This is a genomic window from Streptomyces sp. MB09-02B, from assembly GCF_033794485.1.
In the GTDB taxonomy this organism is placed as follows: domain Bacteria; phylum Actinomycetota; class Actinomycetes; order Streptomycetales; family Streptomycetaceae; genus Streptomyces.
In genome coordinates this window covers 1-19,603 of the sequence record NZ_JARGEE010000150.1, presented here as the reverse complement: position 1 = coordinate 19,603, position 19,603 = coordinate 1, and the positions used below count along the sequence as shown (strand labels likewise).

Annotated in this window: 18 protein-coding genes; 8 read left to right on the top strand and 10 right to left on the bottom strand. The window is 69.2% G+C overall.

Annotated elements, in window-relative coordinates:
• The 3 genes from P1P70_RS21490 to P1P70_RS21480 form a co-directional block, all read left to right on the top strand.
• Window positions 1-1,378: extracellular solute-binding protein (locus P1P70_RS21490; protein ID WP_319240217.1), on the top strand; the 1,378-nt coding region annotated here is incomplete at its 5' end.
• Window positions 1,379-1,388: 10 nt separating this feature from the next.
• Window positions 1,389-2,291, top strand: coding sequence for a sugar ABC transporter permease (locus P1P70_RS21485; RefSeq protein WP_319240215.1), 903 nt, complete (start codon window positions 1,389-1,391; stop codon window positions 2,289-2,291).
• A 5-nt stretch (window positions 2,292-2,296) separates the two neighbouring features.
• On the top strand, window positions 2,297-3,121 hold the full coding sequence (locus P1P70_RS21480) for a carbohydrate ABC transporter permease (RefSeq protein WP_319240213.1): 825 nt from the start codon (window positions 2,297-2,299) through the stop codon (window positions 3,119-3,121).
• Here the strand turns inward: P1P70_RS21480 and P1P70_RS21475 are convergent.
• The gene (locus P1P70_RS21475) at window positions 3,111-3,344 is read right to left on the bottom strand and encodes a hypothetical protein (RefSeq protein ID WP_319240211.1); all 234 of its coding nucleotides are present in this window, start codon (window positions 3,342-3,344) and stop codon (window positions 3,111-3,113) included. The two genes, P1P70_RS21480 and P1P70_RS21475, sit on opposite strands and share 11 nt — an antisense overlap.
• Before the next feature lie 170 nt (window positions 3,345-3,514).
• Window positions 3,515-3,976, bottom strand: a complete 462-nt coding sequence (locus tag P1P70_RS21470; protein WP_319240209.1) for a PPOX class F420-dependent oxidoreductase — start codon at window positions 3,974-3,976, stop codon at window positions 3,515-3,517.
• Window positions 3,977-4,131: 155 nt separating this feature from the next.
• Between P1P70_RS21470 and P1P70_RS21465 the strand changes: the two genes are divergently transcribed.
• Window positions 4,132-4,926: a helix-turn-helix transcriptional regulator gene (locus P1P70_RS21465; RefSeq protein WP_319240207.1), complete on the top strand. Its 795-nt coding sequence runs from the start codon at window positions 4,132-4,134 to the stop codon at window positions 4,924-4,926.
• A 37-nt stretch (window positions 4,927-4,963) separates the two neighbouring features.
• On the opposite strand, the gene P1P70_RS21460 is transcribed toward P1P70_RS21465, so the two are convergent.
• A complete protein-coding gene (locus tag P1P70_RS21460; RefSeq protein WP_319240205.1) occupies window positions 4,964-5,989 on the bottom strand; it encodes an ATP-dependent 6-phosphofructokinase in 1,026 nt (341 codons plus the stop codon).
• 274 nt (window positions 5,990-6,263) lie between these two features.
• Between P1P70_RS21460 and pta the strand changes: the two genes are divergently transcribed.
• From pta to pyk, 3 genes are all read left to right on the top strand, one after another.
• Window positions 6,264-8,381, top strand: coding sequence for a phosphate acetyltransferase (gene pta / locus P1P70_RS21455; RefSeq protein WP_319240203.1), 2,118 nt, complete (start codon window positions 6,264-6,266; stop codon window positions 8,379-8,381).
• 29 nt (window positions 8,382-8,410) lie between these two features.
• Window positions 8,411-9,622: an acetate kinase gene (locus P1P70_RS21450; protein WP_319240201.1), complete on the top strand. Its 1,212-nt coding sequence runs from the start codon at window positions 8,411-8,413 to the stop codon at window positions 9,620-9,622.
• Window positions 9,623-9,757: 135 nt separating this feature from the next.
• Complete coding sequence (pyk, locus tag P1P70_RS21445) at window positions 9,758-11,188, top strand: pyruvate kinase (RefSeq protein WP_319240199.1); 1,431 nt, start codon at window positions 9,758-9,760, stop codon at window positions 11,186-11,188.
• Between the two features lie 131 nt (window positions 11,189-11,319).
• Here pyk and P1P70_RS21440 read toward each other — a convergent pair whose 3' ends face one another.
• The 4 genes from P1P70_RS21440 to P1P70_RS21425 all read right to left on the bottom strand — a co-directional run bounded on the left by P1P70_RS21440 (window position 11,320) and on the right by P1P70_RS21425 (window position 15,834).
• On the bottom strand, window positions 11,320-12,744 hold the full coding sequence (locus tag P1P70_RS21440) for a hypothetical protein (RefSeq protein WP_319240198.1): 1,425 nt from the start codon (window positions 12,742-12,744) through the stop codon (window positions 11,320-11,322).
• Window positions 12,734-13,357 (bottom strand): DUF6114 domain-containing protein, encoded by a 624-nt coding sequence (locus P1P70_RS21435; RefSeq protein WP_319240196.1) that lies wholly within the window; start codon window positions 13,355-13,357, stop codon window positions 12,734-12,736. The genes P1P70_RS21440 and P1P70_RS21435 overlap by 11 nt, the downstream gene beginning before the upstream one ends.
• A gap of 166 nt (window positions 13,358-13,523) precedes the next feature.
• Window positions 13,524-14,159, bottom strand: a complete 636-nt coding sequence (locus tag P1P70_RS21430; RefSeq protein ID WP_045558889.1) for a DUF6230 family protein — start codon at window positions 14,157-14,159, stop codon at window positions 13,524-13,526.
• A gap of 694 nt (window positions 14,160-14,853) precedes the next feature.
• Window positions 14,854-15,834 (bottom strand): tetratricopeptide repeat protein, encoded by a 981-nt coding sequence (locus tag P1P70_RS21425; protein WP_319240194.1) that lies wholly within the window; start codon window positions 15,832-15,834, stop codon window positions 14,854-14,856.
• 187 nt (window positions 15,835-16,021) lie between these two features.
• On the opposite strand from P1P70_RS21425, the gene P1P70_RS21420 reads away from it, so the two are divergent.
• Window positions 16,022-16,645 (top strand): TetR/AcrR family transcriptional regulator, encoded by a 624-nt coding sequence (locus P1P70_RS21420; protein ID WP_319240192.1) that lies wholly within the window; start codon window positions 16,022-16,024, stop codon window positions 16,643-16,645.
• A gap of 103 nt (window positions 16,646-16,748) precedes the next feature.
• Here the strand turns inward: P1P70_RS21420 and P1P70_RS21415 are convergent, their stop codons facing one another.
• From P1P70_RS21415 to P1P70_RS21405, 3 genes are all read right to left on the bottom strand, one after another.
• A complete protein-coding gene (locus tag P1P70_RS21415; RefSeq protein ID WP_319240190.1) occupies window positions 16,749-18,449 on the bottom strand; it encodes a methylmalonyl-CoA mutase family protein in 1,701 nt (566 codons plus the stop codon).
• 73 nt (window positions 18,450-18,522) lie between these two features.
• Window positions 18,523-18,861, bottom strand: a complete 339-nt coding sequence (locus P1P70_RS21410) for a DUF3817 domain-containing protein (RefSeq protein ID WP_319240188.1) — start codon at window positions 18,859-18,861, stop codon at window positions 18,523-18,525.
• A 57-nt stretch (window positions 18,862-18,918) separates the two neighbouring features.
• A complete protein-coding gene (locus P1P70_RS21405; RefSeq protein ID WP_319240186.1) occupies window positions 18,919-19,428 on the bottom strand; it encodes a MarR family transcriptional regulator in 510 nt (169 codons plus the stop codon).
• Window positions 19,429-19,603: the final 175 nt, after the last annotated feature.

Genomic DNA, 19,603 nt, shown 5'->3' with positions numbered 1-19,603 from the left:
CCGATCCCCCCTCCGCCTCCTCCTCACCGCCGCCCTGGCGGTCACCGCGCCGGGTGCGCTCGCCGCCTGCGGCAACGGCTCCGGCAGCGACCCGGACACGGTGGAGGTCTCCTACAAACAGTCCACGGACAACCAGGTCCGGGTGTTGGACACCTTCCTCGCCGACGTCAAGAAACAGTTCGAGAAGGCGAATCCGGGCAAGAAGGTGAAACTCGTCCCGATCAAGGCCCCGGACTCGGAGTACTACACCAAGGTGCAGCAGATGCTGCGCTCGCCGAAGACGGCACCGGACCTCGTCTACGAGGACACGTTCCTCATCAACTCGGACATCACGAGCGGCTATCTGAAGCCCCTGGACGACTACTTGGCCGACTGGAAGGACTGGGACCAGTTCATCGACACGGCCAGGACGGCGGCGAAGGCCGAGGACGGGAAGACGTACGGAATTCCCGACGGCACGGACACACGCGGCCTGTGGTTCGACAAGGCGATCTTCGCGAAGGCGGGCCTGCCGGCGGACTGGCAGCCGAAGACGTGGGAGGACGTGCTCGACGCCGCCCGCACCATCAAGGAAAAGGTCCCGGACGTCATTCCGCTCAACGTCTACACGGGCAAACCGGCCGGTGAGGCCGCGACCATGCAGGGCTTCGAAATGCTCCTGTACGGCACGGAAGGGGCCACGCGGGGTGGCGCCGACCCGTTGTACGACGAGAAGTCGAAGAAATGGAAGGCGGGCACACAGGGATTCAAGGACGCCCTCACCTTCGTGGAGACGGTCTACCGGGAGAAACTGGGCCCGGAGGTCTCCGACGCCCTCGACCCCAACATCTCCACCCGGGTTCGCGGCGAACTCCTCCCCGAGGGGAAACTCGGCATCAACCTCGACGGCTCCTGGCTCCCCCAGGACTGGCTGCCCGGCAGCGGTCACGAATGGCCGGAGTGGTCGGAGAAGCTGGGCCTCGCCGCCATGCCGACCCAGAACGGCCAGTCCCCCGGCAAGGTGAGCATGTCCGGCGGCTGGACCTGGGCCGTTCCCGACAAGGCCGGCAACCCCGACCTCGCCTTCGAGTTCATCGAGACGATGCAGTCGAAGACGAACGCCCAGAAGTGGTACATCGCCAATTCCGGAATCGCCGTCCGCAAGGACGTGGCCTCGGATCCCGCGTACGCGCAGGCGCAGCCCGGCATCAAGTTCTTCACCGACCTGGTGTCGAGCACGCATTACCGTCCGGCGTACCCGGCGTACCCGAAGGTCTCCACGGCGATCCAGGAGGCGATGGAATCCGTGACGACCGGCGACGCGTCGGTGGCGGAGGCGGCGGAGAACTACGACGAGGAGCTGAAGGCGGCGACGGACGACCAGGTGATCGAAGAGTGAGCACGGACGCATGAAGGGGCCGACAAGGGCTACGCCCGGGCCACCGCCCCACCCCGTCCTGCGCACCGCGGCCCGGGCACTCCCCCTCACCCCCGCCACCGTCCTCCTGCTCCTCTTCCTCGCCGGTCCGATCGCCTACTGCGCCTACATCGCCTTCACGGACCTCCAACTCACCGGCCAGGCCGAGGACTCCTTCATCGGCTTCGAGAACTTCCGCACGGCCTTCGGGGACGAGGCCTTCCTGAACGCGGTCTGGCTGACCCTGGTCTTCACGGTGGTCTCCGCGCTGCTGGGCCAGAACACGCTGGGACTGGCGCTGGCGGCGCTGATGCAGCGCGCCTCGAAACCCGTCCGCACGCTGGTGGGGGGAATCGTCGTGACGGCGTGGGTCCTCCCGGAGGTGGTGGCCGGTTTCCTCCTGTACGCCTTCTTCCGCCGCGAGGGAACCCTGAACGCCGTCCTGGACTGGCTCCATCTCCCCACCCAGAACTGGCTGTACACGCTCCCGATCCTGGCGGTGTCGTTCGCGAACGTCTGGCGGGGAACGGCCTTCTCGATGCTGGTCTACTCGGCTGCCCTGAACGAGATCCCGAAGGAGATCACGGAAGCGGCGGAGATGGACGGCGCGGGCGGCTGGCGCCGCATGTGGCACATCACGCTCCCGATGATCCGCCGCTCCATCGGCACGAACCTCATGCTGATCACCCTCCAGACCCTGTCGGTCTTCGGCCTGATCTGGGTGATGACGCGAGGCGGCCCGGGCGGCAGGAGCCAGACCCTCCCCCTCTTCATGTACGAGGAGGCGTTCCAGAAGAGCATGATCGGCTACGGCACGGCGGTGGCACTGTTGCTGCTGGTGGTGGGTTCGCTGTTCTCGGTGATCTATCTGCGGCTGCTGCGGACGGAGGTGTGAGTGCCGTGACCTCCCCGAACACCCGACGGCTGGCGGCAGACGCGGGTCTCCTCGTCATCGCCGCGGCCTTCGTCCTCCCACTGGCCTGGGTGATCCTCTCGTCGGTGGACCAGGAGGCGAACCTGACGGTGAAGCTCCCGGACGGCGTGACCCTCGACAACTACGACGCGGTGCTGACCCCGGAGATCACGTTCACGCCGCTGCTGAACAGCCTGCTGCTGTGCGGCGGAGGGACCGCGCTCACGGTGGTGTGCGCGGCCCTGGCGGCGTACCCGCTCTCCCGCTTCCACTCCCGCCTGAACCGCCCTTTCCTCCTGACGATCCTGTTCGCGACGAGTCTTCCCATCACGGCGATCATGGTCCCCGTGTACGCGCTGTTCGTGCAGGTGAACCTGATCGACACCATGCAGGGCACGATCTTCTTCTTCGCCGCGTCCCAACTCCCCTTCGCGATCTGGCTGATGAAGAACTTCATGGACGGTGTCCCGAAGGAACTGGAGGAGGCGGCGTGGACGGACGGCGCGTCGTCGCTGCAGTCACTGACACGGGTCGTGCTACCGCTGATGGGACCGGGCGTCGCGGTGGTGACCGTCTTCTCGTTCGTGATGATGTGGGGCAACTTCTTCGTCCCGTTCATGCTGCTCCTGACCCCGGAACAGATGCCGGCGGCGGTGAGCATCAACGAGTTCTTCGGCAATCGGGGGACGGTGATCTACGGCCAACTGGCGGCGTTCTCGGTGATCTATTCGACGCCGGTGATCCTGCTGTACGTGGGGGTGGCCAGGCGGCTGGGCGGCGGGTTCGCTCTGGGCGGGGCGGTCAAGGGGTGAGGCCGGGCCGCACGTCGAGACGCACGAGCGCGCCTGTCTCCACGAGTTGGTCCGGCAGGGCCAGGTCGGAGACACCCATGACCGCGCCCACGAAGGTGCCGTCACGGTCATGGGAGAGCTGTCCTGACACATGAACCGTGTCACCGACCTGGACGGCCTGGCTGTACCCGTAGATCGACTCCCACGGCACACCGAAGCCGTATGCCCTCGCCTGCGAACCCATGACTCACTCCTTGCGACAGTGCGAGCCCGTCGGTCGTGGACAGGCCCCTTGCACGCAGAAGTTACGGGCTCACACGGAGGGCGCTTGTCGGGGAGCGACGTGACAGTGTTCTGTGCGTGCAGAGTTCGCGCGCACGCGGCGGGGCTCACCCCTCGGGCAACACCCCGGCCTCACCCCTCGGGCAACACCCCGGCCCGGAACGGCTCCACCCCCACCACCCGCCGTACCCGCACCGGCTCGATCAGGATCATCAGGCGGCGCTCCCCGGGCAGGAGCCACGGATAGCGCTCCTCTCCGATGTACTTTCGCGTCAACCGGTCCATCGCCCGCTCCGCTTCCTCCCCCTCCACGAAGCGGACGACGCGGCCCCGGATCTCGGCGCGGTCGTAGGGGTTCTCGGGGTCGTGGTGGGACAGGGACACGAGGGGGTTGCGGCGCAGGTTCTCCTCCTTCACCCGGCCCACCGACGTGTTGACCATGACGTACTCGGCCCCGGTAGCACCCTCTCCGTCTCTCTCGATGTCCACCCACATGGGTGACACCTGAGGTGCCCCGTCCGGCCCCACCGTCGCCAAGTGCCAGAAGTTCGGCGCCAGTAGGCGCTCCCGTATGTGCCCGTCCAGCTTCGTCATGCGGTCATCCCTACCCAGGCCCGCCCGGACATCCGCACGCACGCCCCTCGGATCCCAGGAGTCACAGCACTCTCACCAACCGTAGCTTCCTACAATCCGTGTTTGTGGCCGAACAGCCCGTAGTCACCGCAGCCCGGCGCCCTTACGTTGTGCGCGTGCACCGACGCTCAGCCCGCGAACGGCAGCCCCAGCACCCGTACCCACAGCCGGACTCGTACCCGCGGCCGGACTCGTACCCGCGGTCGACCGCAGAAGCCGCCGCCCCCGTCCCGCCCTTCAACGCCCCCGTCGCCCGCAGCCTGCGCGTGGCGCTGGGCATGGGGCCCGAACACGTCGCCTACGGGATGCGGTCCTCCTTCGGCCTCCCGTACGTCACCCCGGACCTGGTCGCCGCCTGGGAACGCGGCGCCGCCTCACCCAGCGGCCCCGAACTCACCGCGCTCGCAGGGGTGTTGTGGTGCTCGCCCGGTGAACTCATCACCTCTCCCCGGACCTTGCGCGAGCACCGCTCGGCCCAGGGGATCGCCGCCGAGGACGTCGCCCGCGCGGTCGGCCTCGAAGTCTCCGCCTACCTCCGGATGGAGGAGAGCGGGGAGTGGCGCGGCACCGACCGTCAGGCGGCCGCCCTCGCCACCGTGCTCGACCTCTCGCTGCCCGAACTCACCATCGTGACGGGGCGCGAGCCGAGGCTCAGGGAACTGCTCCACAGCGCGGCCACCACCCGCTGGCAGGCCCACGTACGACCGATCACGAAACTGCTCGCCCTCGACCGACAACTCCTGGAGGACGTCCTGCAGGAGCTGCACACCGACTACCAGGGTCTGATGGCCGCGACCCTCACCTGGGCCAACGGCACCGCCGCCACCGACTCGGGCGACGCCGGCCGTGACTACCTGGACGGAATCGTCGACCGCTTCTGGTCACTGGTCCAACGAACGACGACGTACTGACAGACGCGAACGACCGTGACGGAAGACGACAACCGGCCTAGAACACCGACTCCGCCTCGTCCATGCGGTCCTTCGGCACCGTCTTCAGTTCGGTCACCGCCTCCGCCAGCGGCACCATCACCACCTCGGTGCCGCGCAGGGCGGTCATCCGGCCGTAGTCGGCCCGGTGCGCGGCCTCGACCGCGTGCCAGCCGAAGCGCGTGGCGAGCACCCTGTCGTACGCGGTCGGGGTGCCGCCTCGCTGGATGTGACCGAGAATGACGGGCTTGGCCTCCTTGCCGAGGCGGCGCTCCAGCTCGTACGCCAGCGCCGTGCCGATGCCCTGGAAGCGCTCGTGGCCGAACTGGTCGATCTCGCCGTGGCCGTAGTCCATGGAGCCCTCGGCCGGGTGCGCGCCCTCGGCGACACAGATGACCGCGAACTTCTTGCCGCGCGAGAAGCGCTTCTCCACCATCTTCACCAGGTCGGCGGGGTCGAAGGCCCGCTCCGGCAGACAGATGCCGTGCGCGCCCGCCGCCATCCCGGACTCCAGCGCGATCCAGCCGGCGTGCCGGCCCATGACCTCGACGACCATCACCCGCTGATGGGACTCGGCGGTCGTCTTCAGGCGGTCCATCGCCTCCGTGGCGACACCTACGGCCGTATCGAAACCGAACGTTCGATCGGTCGACGAGATGTCGTTGTCGATGGTCTTCGGGACGCCGACCACCGGCAGCCCCGCGTCGCTCAGCATCCGCGCGGCCGTCAGCGTGCCCTCGCCGCCGATCGGGATCAGTACGTCGATACCGAACTGGTGAGCCATGTCCTGCGCGTTCTCGCAGGCCTCGCGGAGGCGGTCGCGCTGGAGGCGGGAGGAGCCGAGAATGGTGCCGCCGCGGGCCAGGATGCCGCTGACGGACTCCAGGTCGAGGGTGCGGTAGCGGCCGTCGAGGAGCCCCGCGTAGCCGTCCTCGAAGCCGATGACCTCGTCGCCGTACTGGGCGACCGCTCGGTGCACGACCGACCGGATCACTGCGTTCAGGCCCGGACAGTCGCCGCCTGCGGTGAGAACTCCGATACGCATCGTGCTGTGTCTCCTGATCGTCCTGATCGTCCTGCTCGTGCCGGTGATTATCGGTGATTGCTGGTACTTGTGAGCCAGTCCGATTGTTTCACGGCCGACCGGGGGTCGCCGCGCCCGTCCGCCCCCGTCCGGCACCCCTCCCCGCTGGTGGGCGCCTTATCCATGGTCAGGGGTATTGTCAAGAGGGTTTCCGTCCGCCGTGACGGTGATTTCCACCCCTCCCCTGCCGAACCAGTCGAACCACATGAAGTCGAACCAGAAACGGAGTGCACACGTGACGCGCAGCGTGTACGTGACCGGGATCGATCGCGGCGACGGCCGCCAGGTCGTGGAGCTGGGGGTGATGGAGCTCCTGACCCGCCAGGTCGACCGGGTGGGGGTGTTCCGGCCGCTGCTGCACCACGGACCGGACCGGCTCTTCGACCTGCTGCGCGCCCGCTACCGGCTCACCCAGGACCCGGCGACCGTGTACGGCATGGACTACCACGAGGCGTCCACCCTCCAGGCCGAGCACGGCACGGACGAACTGGTCTCCACGCTCGTCGACCGCTTCCACGGCGTCGCCCGGGACTACGACGTCGTCCTCGTCCTCGGGACCGACTTCGCCGACACGCAGTTCCCGGACGAGCTGTCGCTCAACGCCCGGCTCGCCAACGAGTTCGGCGCGTCCGTCATCCCGGTGGTCGGCGGGCGCAAGCAGACCGCCGAGTCGGTCGCGGCCGAGACGCACAACGCCTACCGCGCGTACGAGGGCCTCGGCTGTGACGTGCTCGCCATGGTCGTCAACCGGGTCGCGCCCGCCGACCGCGGTGAGATAGCCGAGCGGCTGGGGGACTCGCGGCTGCCGCTCCCGGTGCCCTGTTACGTGTTGCCCGACGAGCCCGCGCTCTCCGCGCCGACCGTCGCCCAGATCACCCACGCGCTCGGCGGCAAGGTCCTCCTCGGCGACGACTCGGGCCTCGCCCGTGACGCGCTGAACTTCGTCTTCGGCGGGGCCATGCTGCCCAACTTCCTCAACGCCCTGACCCCGGGCTGTCTGGTCGTCACCCCCGGCGACCGCGCGGACCTCGTCATCGGCTCCCTCGCCGCGCACAGCGCCGGCACCCCGCCGATCGCGGGCCTGCTGCTCACCCTCGACGAGCGCCCCAGCGACGAGATCCTCACCCTCGCCGCCCGCCTCGCCCCCGGCACACCCGTCGTCGCCGTCGAGTCCGGCTCCTTCCTCACCGCCTCCGAACTGTTCTCCATGGAGGGCAAGTTGAGCGCGGTGACCCCGCGCAAGGCGGAGACCGCGCTCGGGCTCTTCGAGCGGCACGTGGACACCGCCGAGCTGCGGGGGCGGGTGTCGGCGCCGAGCAGCGACCGGGTCACGCCGATGATGTTCGAGCACACCCTCCTCGAACAGGCCCGCTCCGAGCGGCGCCGCGTGGTCCTCCCCGAGGGCACGGAGGAGCGGGTGCTGCACGCGGCCGAGGTCATCCTCCGCCGGAACGTCTGCGACCTCACCCTCCTCGGCCCCGTCGAGCAGATCCGCAAGAAGGCCGCCGACCTGGGCATCGACCTCGGCGACAGCATGCTGGTGGACCCGGCGACCTCCGCGTGGCGCGACTCCTTCGCGGAGAAGTACGCCCAGTTCCGCGCCCACAAGAACGTCAGCATGGAGCTGGCGTACGACGTGGTGTCCGATGTGAACTACTTCGGCACGCTGATGGTCCAGGAGGGGCTGGCGGACGGGATGGTCTCGGGGTCGGTGCACTCCACCGCCGCCACCATCCGGCCGGCCTTCGAGATCATCAAGACCAAGCCGGACGCCGACATCGTCTCGTCCGTCTTCTTCATGTGCCTCGCCGACAAGGTGCTGGTGTACGGGGACTGCGCGGTGAACCCGGACCCGAACGCCGAGCAGCTCGCCGACATCGCGATCCAGTCGGCCGCCACCGCGCGGCGGTTCGGGGTCGAGCCGAGGATCGCGATGCTGTCGTACTCCACGGGGACGTCCGGGTCGGGCGCCGACGTCGACAAGGTGCGCGAGGCCACCGGGATCGTGCGCTCCCGGCGGCCCGACCTGCTGATCGAGGGGCCGATCCAGTACGACGCCGCCGTGGAGCCGAGTGTCGCGGCGACGAAGCTGCCGGACTCCGAAGTGGCGGGCCAGGCAACGGTGTTGATCTTCCCGGACCTCAACACCGGCAACAACACCTACAAGGCCGTCCAGCGGTCGGCGGGCGCGCTCGCGGTCGGGCCGGTCCTCCAGGGGCTGCGCAAGCCGGTCAACGACCTGTCGCGGGGCGCCCTCGTCCAGGACATCGTCACCACGGTCGCCATCACGGCGATCCAGGCCCAGACACCCGCGCCCGCGGCCACGCCCGCAGCCTCGCCCGCGGCCAAGTGACCCCCACCGACGACAGAAAGCCCACCCCCGTGACCGCCACCCGCGTCCTCGTCCTCAACTCCGGCTCCTCGTCGGTGAAGTACCAGCTCCTCGACATGCGCGACAGCAGCCGCCTGGCCATGGGCCTGGTGGAGCGCATAGGCGAGGAGACCTCCCGGCTGAAGCACACCCCGCTCACCGACGGGGGTGCCTCCCGCGAGCGCACCGAGCCGATCGCCGACCACGAAGCCGCCTTGCAGGCTGTGGCGGAGGAACTGGCCAAGGACGGCCTCGGCCTGGACTCCCCCGAACTGGCCGCCATCGGCCACCGCGTGGTGCACGGCGGGCAGAGCTTCACCCGGCCCACCGTGATCGACAACGCCGTGCTCGCCGAGATCGAGCGGCTGATCCCGGTGGCACCGCTGCACAACCCGGCCAACCTGACCGGGATCCGGACCGCCCGGGCGCTGCGGCCCGACCTCCCCCAGGTCGCCGTGTTCGACACGGCGTTCCACACCACCATGCCGGAGTCGGCCGCCCGCTACGCCATCGACGTCGAGACCGCCGACGCGCACCGCATCCGCCGCTACGGCTTCCACGGCACCTCGCACGCGTACGTGTCCCGGGCGACGGCCGAACTGCTGGGCAGGGACCCGTCCGAGGTGAACGTCATCGTGCTGCACCTCGGCAACGGGGCGTCGGCCTCGGCGGTCGAGGGCGGGCGGTGTGTGGACACCTCCATGGGGCTGACGCCCTTGGAGGGGCTCGTGATGGGTACCCGGTCCGGGGACATGGACCCGGCCGTCATCTTTCATTTGATGCGCGTTGGCGGAATGTCCACGGACGAGATCGACACTCTCCTCAACAAGAAGAGCGGTCTGATCGGGTTGTGCGGCGACAACGACATGCGGGAAATCCGCCGGCGAATCGACGAGGGCGACGAACGGGCGAAGCTGGCCTTCGACATCTACATTCACCGGTTGAAGAAGTACATCGGCGCCTACTACGCCGTGCTCGGCCGGGTGGACGCGGTCGCGTTCACGGCGGGGGTCGGCGAGAACGCGGCGCCGGTACGGGAGGCCGCCGTCGCGGGCCTGGAGGGGCTGGGCCTGGCCGTGGACGGCGACCTCAACGCCGTACGGGGCGACGCGCCGCGGCTGATCTCGCCGGCCGGTGCACGGGTCGCCGTCGCGGTGGTCCCGACGGACGAGGAGCTGGAGATCGCGGCACAGACGTACGCCCTGGTCGGAAAGAACATCTGAGCTTCGAAAAGAACAACTGAGCACCACCGGGCAATACACGCCGGTAACACGACTGAGCGCATAGCCGCCCATATGAATTGCAGCATTCCGCCAGACGGAATATTCCGGAGCGAAACAAACCGATAGGATCGTCCCATGCGCCGTTCGAAAATCGTCTGTACTCTCGGCCCCGCGGTCGACTCCCACGAGCAACTGGTCGCCCTCATCGAGGCCGGCATGAACGTGGCCCGTTTCAATTTCAGCCACGGCAGCCACGCCGAGCACCAGGGCCGCTACGACCGGGTCCGGGCCGCCGCCGCCGAGACCGGTGTGGCCATCGGTGTGCTCGCCGACCTGCAGGGCCCGAAGATCCGTCTGGAGACCTTCGCCGAGGGTCCCGTCGAGCTGGTGCGCGGTGACGAGTTCACCATCACCGCCGAGGACGTGCCGGGCGACAAGCAGATCTGCGGTACGACGTACAAGGGGCTGCCCGGGGACGTCTCCCCCGGCGACCAGGTCCTCATCAACGACGGCAACGTCGAGCTTAAGGTCATCGAGGTCGACGGCCCGCGGGTGCGGACCGAGGTCATCGAGGGCGGTGTCATCTCCGACCACAAGGGCATCAACCTGCCCGGCGCGGCCGTCAACGTGCCCGCGCTGTCCGAGAAGGACGTCGAGGACCTGCGGTTCGCGCTGCGGATGGGCTGCGACCTGGTGGCGCTCTCCTTCGTGCGGGACGCCGAGGACGTGCGGGACGTCCACAAGGTGATGGACGAGGTGGGCCGCAGGGTCCCCGTCATCGCCAAGGTGGAGAAGCCGCAGGCCGTGGAGAACATGGAGGACGTCGTGATGGCGTTCGACGGCGTGATGGTCGCCCGTGGCGACCTGGCCGTCGAGTACCCGCTCGAGAAGGTCCCCATGGTGCAGAAGCGGCTCATCGAGCTGTGCCGCCGCAACGCCAAGCCGGTGATCGTGGCGACCCAGATGATGGAGTCGATGATCACCAACTCCCGTCCCACGCGCGCCGAGGCGTCCGACGTGGCCAACGCGATCCTGGACGGCGCGGACGCGGTCATGCTGTCGGCGGAGTCCAGCGTGGGCGCGTACCCGCTGGAGACGGTCCGGACGATGTCGAAGATCGTCGCGGCGGCCGAGGAGGAGCTGCTCTCCAAGGGTCTGCAGCCGCTGGTGCCGGGCAAGAAGCCGCGTACGCAGGGCGGTTCGATCGCCCGTGCCGCCTGCGAGATCGCCGACTTCCTCGGCGGCCGGGCCCTGGTGGCGTTCACGCAGTCCGGTGACACGGCCCGTCGGCTCTCCCGCTATCGCGCGTCGCAGCCGATCATCGCGTACACCACCGACGAGTCCACCCGGAACCAGCTGGCGCTCAGCTGGGGTGTCGAGTCGCACGTCGTGCCGTTCGTGAACAGCACCGACGAGATGGTCGACCTGGTCGACCACGAGATGGTCAAGCTCAACCGCTTCAACGAGGGCGACATCGCGGTCATCACCGCCGGCTCGCCCCCCGGCGTCCCCGGCACCACCAACATGGTCCGGGTGCACCACCTGGGCGGCGGCGCCCGCGACTGACGCGGCCGCCACCGTCGTACGACAGCGCTGAGGGCGCCTCCTGGGAACAGGGGGCGCCCTCAGCGCTGTGCGGCTCCCGGACGGGTCCTGTGCGGGGCCCGGTTCTCCCCGGGCCCGAGGTGACCGGCCGCTCAGTCGGTCATGAACTGGTGCATGCCCGGCACGGTGAGCGTTCCGCCGAACTGGCCCGCCTGGACGACCTTCACCTTGGTGAAGTAGATCAGCGGGATGTTCAGCGGCGGCGGGTGCTTCGGGTCGAAGGTCACCGGGATCAGACCGAGCAGGTTGCCGGAGATGCTCTCGGTGTACATGACCGTCTTGCCCTCGCGGATCGTGGACGTCGTGCCCTTGCCGGCCTGCACGTGGTAGGTCACGCCGGCCTGCTTGTCCTCGACCGTCTGGTGCAGGTCGCCGATGTCGGTGCCGTCGGATATGACGTACTTCAGCACCTCCTTGACCGAGCCGTCGGCGGTCTTCACCTTGACGACGCCCTTGTAGTCGGCGCCCTTCAGCAGCAGCGAGCTGGCGTTCAGGTACCAGGGGTCGTTCGGCAGCGGCGGTATGCCCTTCTCGACGCCGCTCTCGTCGTCCGTGGCGACGGGGCAGCCCTCGGTGTCCGCGCTCTCGCTCGGCGAGGGGCTCGGCGTGGCGGTGGCGTCGTCCGTCGCGTCGTCGGCGGCGTCGTCGGCCGCCTTCTCGGTGTCCTCGGTGTCCTCGGCGCTGTCGGTGACGTCCTTCGCGGCGTCCTCGACCTTGTCGGAGGCGTTGTCGGCGGTGTCCTTCGCGTCCTTGCCGGCGTCCGAGCCCGAGTCGTCCTTGCCCTCGTCGGAGCCGGAGGCGTCCTCCGAGGGGGAGGGCGACGGGGACGGGCTGGTGGACGTGGACGGGGTGGTGGTCTCCGTCTCCTTGTCGTCCGGCGTGAACAGGTCCTCGATCGCGGTGCCGATGTCCTCCAGCACGTTGCCGCCGCCGGTCCCGGAGGTGTCGGCCGACGAGGTGTCGCCGGAGTCGGCCGTGCCGGTCGCGGACTTGTCGCCGTCGTCCGCCGTCGACGACCCGTCCGAGGCGGCGCCGTCCTTGTCGTCGGAACCTGAATCCGACGACGCGGAGTCGTCCGTGGTCGTGTCGTCGGTGGCCGAGTCACCGGAGGAGTTGCTGTCGTCGGCGGAGTCGTCGCCCGCGGACGTGTCGTCGCCCTCGTCCGTCGACGTGCCCTCGTCCGTGGAGTCGGTGCTCTCCTCGGCGGACGGCGTCGGGGTGGGCGTGGCGGAGGCGTCGGTGCCCTCCTCGGCGGCCTCCAGGGCCTCCACGCAGTCCTTGTACTCGTCGGCCGTCAGACTCAGCTTCGTCGGGTCGTCGGCGCGGGCGAGCGTCAGCGTGGGCGTGAAGCCCATGCCCATGAGGACCGCCGTCGGCATCGCCGCCAGGGCTATCGCCTTGCCCGCCGGCACGTTCAGCCGGGTGAGAAGGGGCTTCTTGGGCGCCGCGTGCCGCGGTCCGGATCTCGCACGGGACTCTCCCACCGAAGTCCCGTGGGTCACCTCGTCAGCCGGCACTGTGCCTCCCGTTCGTCCCGTTCGTGGGGGTGGTACCTGTCAGGTCGTCGCCCTCGCCGTTCGGCGCCCCGCTCACCGAACCCGCTCCCGCGGACTCCGGGGCGTCGCCCTTGTGCAGGGGGACCGCACCTTGCTGTGCCGTGTTCTCGGGAGCCGTGTCCTGCGCCACCGGCGTCCGCGACGGGGTCTTGTAGGTGGACGGCACCGCCGCCTCCTCGTGACCGGGCGCCCAGGCGATGGCCAGCGCACCGCCGATCAGGGAGAGCAGGAAGCCGACACCGAAGCCACCGAGGTTGGACACAGGGATGGACACGAGCGCCAGGAGGATCGCCGCCGTACCGGCGAAGGTGCGTACGTGCCGCTGGAACCAGAGGCTGACCCCGAGCACCACCAGCAGCACGCCGATGATGAGGGATCCCGCGCCGCCCGTCGTCGACATGGCGAGCGTCAGGTGGCCGATCTGGAGGTTCGCGTACGGCAGGTACATGATCGGGAAACCGCCGAGCAGGACCAACAGGCCCGCCCAGAAGGGACGTGAGCCCCTCCAGTCGCTAAAGCGCCGCCGAAAGGCGCGGAGATAGTCTTCGTTCTGCCCCGTTGACTCGGCGCTCATGGACAACAGCTCCCTGGAACGGTGTTGCTGTGAGAAGTTCACGTACGACACGTACGGAGACGGGCGTACGGAATTCAGGTACGGAGGTCGCGTGCGCGGTGGAGCGCACGGCGAGGGGGACGGGCGGGCGAAGAAGCGGACGCCCCCTCACCCGCCCAGGGAGTGCCTAGTAGCACTCCACGACGCCCTTGTGGAGCGACATCTTCAAGTTGCTCAGCTTGAAGGTTCCTGCGGTGGTCGCCCACGCCGTCTGCTTCACGCCGGTGAGCGAGGCCGAGTCGGCCTGCTGAGCGAACCCGTAGGGGTTGGCCTGCTCCGAGCCACCCTTCATGCCCGGACCCTTGTTGGCGTCCTTGGCCGCCACACCGATGTCGATGCCCTTGAAGACGGCATCCGCCTCGAGGTCCTCGACGTCGATGTAGAGGTTCTCGGCCTCGACCTTCTTGCCACCGGTGCCGGCGGTCAGCTTGAGGCTGACGCTACCGAGGATCGGGACACCCGGGGTGACGACCGACTGGCACATGTTGGTGATGGTCGCGGACTTGAACGCCGAAACGGCGACGGGGTGAACCGTCTTCTCGCCCTTGAGGGTGTAACCCTCGTCGAGCGCTCCGTACTGCGAGAAGCCCGTGCCGTCGAGCTGACCCGCCGTCACCTTGAACGACTGGCCCGACACACTGAACGACGCGGCGAGAGCACCCTGCGCGAGGGCGACACCTATCGCTGCCGTGGCGGCGACGCTGGGCACCATGACCACAGCGAACCGCTTCCATCTGGTCCCGCCACGCACCTGGGACTCCATATTTCCTCCTTCTCGGACGTACATCTCCTGACACCGGCTCGCCCCCACAGGCGGCGGCTCAACCAGGCAGGGATGGGAGAAGTGCTACGTCCTCGGGAAGGAGAGCGCCCGCGCTCGGTGGCGCGAAAAGCGCCCGAATCACCGGCGATCACCCCCGAGCGACAACCACTGGTCGCGCCTGACACGCATCACGCACAACCTGCTGGACAGGCTCCGCGGTTGGCGGAGACCCCCCTGCCCAAGAGCCGGCGCCACTGTCGCCCGCTCTACTCGGTGGGGACCCAGAAAACCCGTTGACCCGACTGGCTGGCGGGGTACGGGACAGGACCGAGCGTCGCCGATCGTGGTGCATTCTCGCCGCCCCCGCAAGGGGGGTCGTTACTGGCTAGTAACGGACGGATAACCGAACAACGACCCATCGGCATCGGCCAGCGACCCTGGGTGGCACCGGGTGAGGCGACACAAGGGTGGACAGTCGGACAGAGTCCGACAGAACGACGACTTTCTCTTACTGCCAGTAACAGCGGCCGCGTTTACCAAGATTTGGTAAAACGCGGCCGCGGTGTCGCTGTGTCGCCAAATCTCTCACTCGCGCACCACCCGCCCCCGCACTGCGGGACGGGGTGCTCACGAGCCCCCGGGCCTCCGCCCGTCACAGCCAACGCTCGGCCGAGGCAGGGGGTTCACGGACGGGTCAGAACAGGGCCCGCGCCAGCGACCGACGCGCCGCGGCCACCCGCGGGTCGTCACCGCCGACCACCTCGAAGAGCTCCAGCAGCCTCAGCCGTACGGCGTCCCGGTCGTCACCGGCCGTGCGCCGCACCGTGTCGATGAGTCGCCCGAACGCGTCCTCCACATGTCCGCCGACGAGGTCGAGGTCCGCCGCCGCGATCTGCGCCCGCGCGTCACCCGGGTTCTCGGCGGCCGCCTTGCGCACGTCCTGCGGGTCGGCGCCCTGCACGCGCTGGAGCAACTCGGCCTGCGCGAGGCCCAGTTTGGCCTCGGTGTTGCCCGGGTCGTCGCTCAGCACGTTCTTGTACGCCTGCACCGCGCCCCCGAAGTCGCCCGCGTCCAGGGCCCGTACGGCGGCTTCGAGCAGGTGGTCGTAGGGGCCGGCCGGGATCTGCGGGGCCGCCGCCTCGACGGGGGCGCCGGACTCGGCGTCCGGGTCCACCACCAGGCCGGTGAGCCCGAAGCGCTCCTCGGCGACCTGGACCAGCTGGTCGAGGGTCGCGCGGATCTGCTGCTCGGGGGCGGCGCCCTGGAAGAGGGGCAGGGCCTGACCGGCGACAACGGCGAACACGGCCGGGATCCCCTGGATCCCGAACTGCTGCATCAACATCTGGTTGGCGTCGACATCGATCTTCGCGAGGACGAACTTGCCGTTGTACTCGACGGCGAGGCGCTCCAGCACCGGGCTGAGCTGCTTGCAGGGCTGACACCACTCGGCCCAGAAGTCGATGACGACGGGGACTTCGGTGGACCGCTGCAGGACCTCGCTCTCGAACCCGGCCTCGTCGACGTCGATGACCAGGTCGGCCGGGGAGACCGCCCCTCCCCCGCCCTGCCGGGCCGCTTCGGCGCGCGCCTGCTCCGCCTTCGACTTGGCCTCCTGGGCCGCCTTCACCGCGGCGAGGTCGACGACTCCGCTCATGGACATGTTCCGTGGCTGCATGAGTACATCCTCCCCCTTCCGAGCACGCAGGTGAAAAGCGTCCTGGGCCAGGACCCCACCGGGCTTACGCTACGACCCGTAGCGTAACGGGCCCGGAGGCTCTCCTGCACCCCTCCGTACCCACTCCGCAGTGATCTGCCTCACGACGGCGGGGAGAAATTCGACAACGGCCGGATATGGTCGGCGGATGCAGAGCCGCACCCCCGCGTCCCGGGCCACGGGCGGCCGTCCGCGCAGCGCCGCCGCGGACGCCGCGATCCTGGCCGCGACCCGTGAGGCACTGGTCGAGCTGGGCTGGTCGAAGCTGACCCTGGGCGACGTGGCCGGCCGGGCCGGTGTCGCGAAGACGACCCTCTACCGCCGCTGGGCCGGCAAGAACGAACTCGTCGTGGACGCCGTGGCGGAACTCTTCGACGAACTGCGCCTCCCCGACCGGGGCAGCCTGGCGGCCGACATCGAGGGCGTGGTGCTCCAGTTCGCGGCGATCCTGACCCGCCCGGAGGCCAAGAGCGGTCTCATGGCCGTCGTCGCCGAGTCGACCCACGACGACGCCCTGCGCGAACGCATCCGCGCGTCCATCGTCGACCGCCAGAAACGTCTCGTCCTGGAGGGCCGCGCCCGCGCCCAACTCCGCGGCGAACTACCCCCGGAATCCGACCCCGCCACCGCCGCCCGCATCGCCGACCTCATCTTCGACGTCGTCGCGGGCGCGGTCGTCCACCGCACCCTGGTCAGCGCGGAACCGGCGGACGAGGACTGGGCCAGGGGCTTCACGACCCTTTTGCTGCACGGCCTGAGGGGCACCTCATAAAACGCGCCCCGTAAGACGCGCCCTGTAAGGGGCGCGGGGACTGCGCGAGAAGCCCCCACGCACCCGCACTCGACGACGGCCCTCCGCCGCAGGCAGCCGCGCCCTAGAACCCCGCCGGCTCCGTATACACCCCCCACTCCTCCCGCAGCACCCCGCAGATCTCCCCCAGCGTCGCCTCGGCCCGCACCGCGTCGAGCATCGGCCCGATCATGTTGGCCCCACTGCGCGCCGCCGCGAGCATCGCGTCGAGCGCGGACCGCACCGCCGCGTCGTCCCGCGCCGTCTTCCGCGCCGCGAGCACCCGCACCTGCTCCCGCTCCACCTCATGGCTGACCCGCAGGATCTCCAGGTCGCCGGTCACGGACCCATGGTGGACATTGACGCCGACGACCCGCTTCTCCCCCTTCTCCAGCGCCTGTTGGTACCGGAAGGCGGACTCCGCGATCTCCCCGGTGAACCACCCGTCCTCGATCCCCCGCAGGATCCCGGACGTGATCGGCCCGATCGGATGCACCCCGTCCGGATGCGCCCGCAGCCCCCGCTCCCTGATCTGGTCGAAGATCTTCTCGGCGTCGGCCTCGATACGGTCCGTCAGCTGCTCGACGTACCACGAACCACCCAGCGGATCGGCGACATTGGCGACGCCGGTCTCCTCCATCAGCACCTGCTGCGTCCGCAGGGCGATCTCCGCGGCCTGCTCGGACGGCAGCGCCAGCGTCTCGTCCAGCGCGTTGGTGTGCAGCGAGTTGGTGCCGCCGAGCACCGCCGACAGCGCCTCCACCGCCGTACGCACCACGTTGTTGTACGGCTGCTGCGCGGTCAGCGAGACCCCGGCGGTCTGCGTGTGGAAGCGCAGCCACTGGGCCTTCTCCGTGCGCGCCCCGTACACGTCCCGCATCCACCGCGCCCAGATCCGGCGCGCCGCGCGGAACTTGGCGATCTCCTCGAAGAAGTCGACGTGCGCGTCGAAGAAGAAGGACAGCCCGGGCGCGAACACGTCGACGTCGAGCCCACGGCTCAGCCCCAGCTCCACGTACCCGAAGCCGTCGGCGAGCGTGTACGCCAGCTCCTGCGCGGCCGTGGCCCCGGCCTCGCGGATGTGGTAGCCGGAGACGGAGAGCGGCTTGTACGCGGGGATCTCGGCCGCGCAGTGCTCCATGAGGTCGCCGATGAGGCGCAGGTGCGGCTCGGGCTGGAAGAGCCACTCCTTCTGCGCGATGTACTCCTTGAAGATGTCGGTCTGGAGGGTGCCGTTGAGCACGCCCGGGTCGACGCCCTGCCGCTCGGCGGCCACGAGGTACATGCAGAAGACGGGCACGGCGGGCCCGCTGATCGTCATGGAGGTGGTGACATCGCCCAGCGGGATGTCCTGGAAGAGCACCTCCATGTCGGCTGCGGAGTCGATGGCGACCCCGCAGTGCCCCACCTCACCGAGCGAGCGCGACTCGTCCGAGTCCCGCCCCATGAGCGTCGGCATGTCGAAGGCGACGGACAGTCCTCCGCCCCCGTTGGCGAGGATCTTCTTGTACCGCTCGTTCGTCTGCTCCGCGTTCCCGAACCCCGCGAACTGGCGGATCGTCCAGGTCCGCCCCCGGTAGCCGGTCGGATACAGCCCGCGGGTGAAGGGGTACTCCCCCGGCCAGCCGATCCGCTCGAACCCCTCATACACGTCCCCCGGCCGGGGCCCGTACACGGGCTCCACCGGATCCCCGGAAAGCGTCGTGAAGTCGGCCTCCCGCTTCCGCGCGGAGTCGTAACGTTCCTGCCAGCGGCGGCGGCCCTCTTCGATGGCGTCAGCGTCCATGACTCCAATTTACTAGGACGTCCTAGTAAATGTCGACGGCAGACCGCCGTACGCGTCGGTACGGCGGTGGGAGCTACGCCTTGGCGGTCGCGAGCGAGCTGTCCGCGATCCGCGACTCCAGCTCACGGCTGACCTTGCGCTCCACGAAGAAGGCGGCCGTCGGGATCGTGCCCGCCAGCAGCACCCACAGCTGCTTCTTGACCGGCCACTTCGCCTTGGAGCCGAGATCGAAGGCGAAGACCAGGTACAGGACGTACAGCCAGCCGTGCGCGAGGCTGACGACGTACGTGAAGTCCGCGGCGCCGTCCAGTTCGAGCACGTACTTGCCGATCATGCCCAGGGTCAGCAGTACCAGCAGCACACCGGTGACGTAGGCCAGGACGCGGTAGCGGGTCAGCACGCTCTTTTTCATACGCACGAGCGTAGCCACAGGTCGGGCACGATCTTCGAGCACCCCTCGGTCGCCGGCTCAGCTCTCCTCGAAGTCCCCCGCGGCCACGCGCAGCGGCCTGAGCATCGCGAAGATCTCCGCGCACTCCTCGGCGTCGTAGGCGCCGAGACCGAAGTCCATGGCCATGAGGTCACGGGTGGCCGCGTCGCAGACCTCGCGCCCCTTCTCCGTGATGGAGGCGAGGGTGCCCCGGCCGTCATTGGGGTTCGGACGCTTGTCGACCAGGCCGGACTTCACCAGCCGGTCGACGGTGTTCGTCACGGACGTGGGGTGCACCATGAGCCGCTCGCCGATCTTGGACATCGGCAGCTCGCCCTTCTGCGAGAAGGTGAGCAGCACGAGGGCCTCGTAGCGCGCGAACGTCAGTCCGTACGGTTTGACCACCGCGTCGACCTCCGCCAGCAGGATCTGCTGGGCACGCATGATCGACGTGATCGCGGCCATGGACGGGACGCTCCCCCAGCGCTGCTTCCAGTGCTCGTCGGCGCGCGAGATGGGATCGAAGGACAGACTGAGCGGCTTCGGCACGGCACCGACCTTACCGGCCGGTCACATGCCGGTCAGCCCCGTCTCGCCCTTCGGTCGCCCCTAAGGGGGCGCGGGGAACGGCGCGAACGGCGTCCGGTTTTCAGGGGCGCGGGGAACTGCGCGAACGGGGTCCGGTTTTCAGGGGCGCGGGGAACTGCGCGAACGGGGTCCGGGG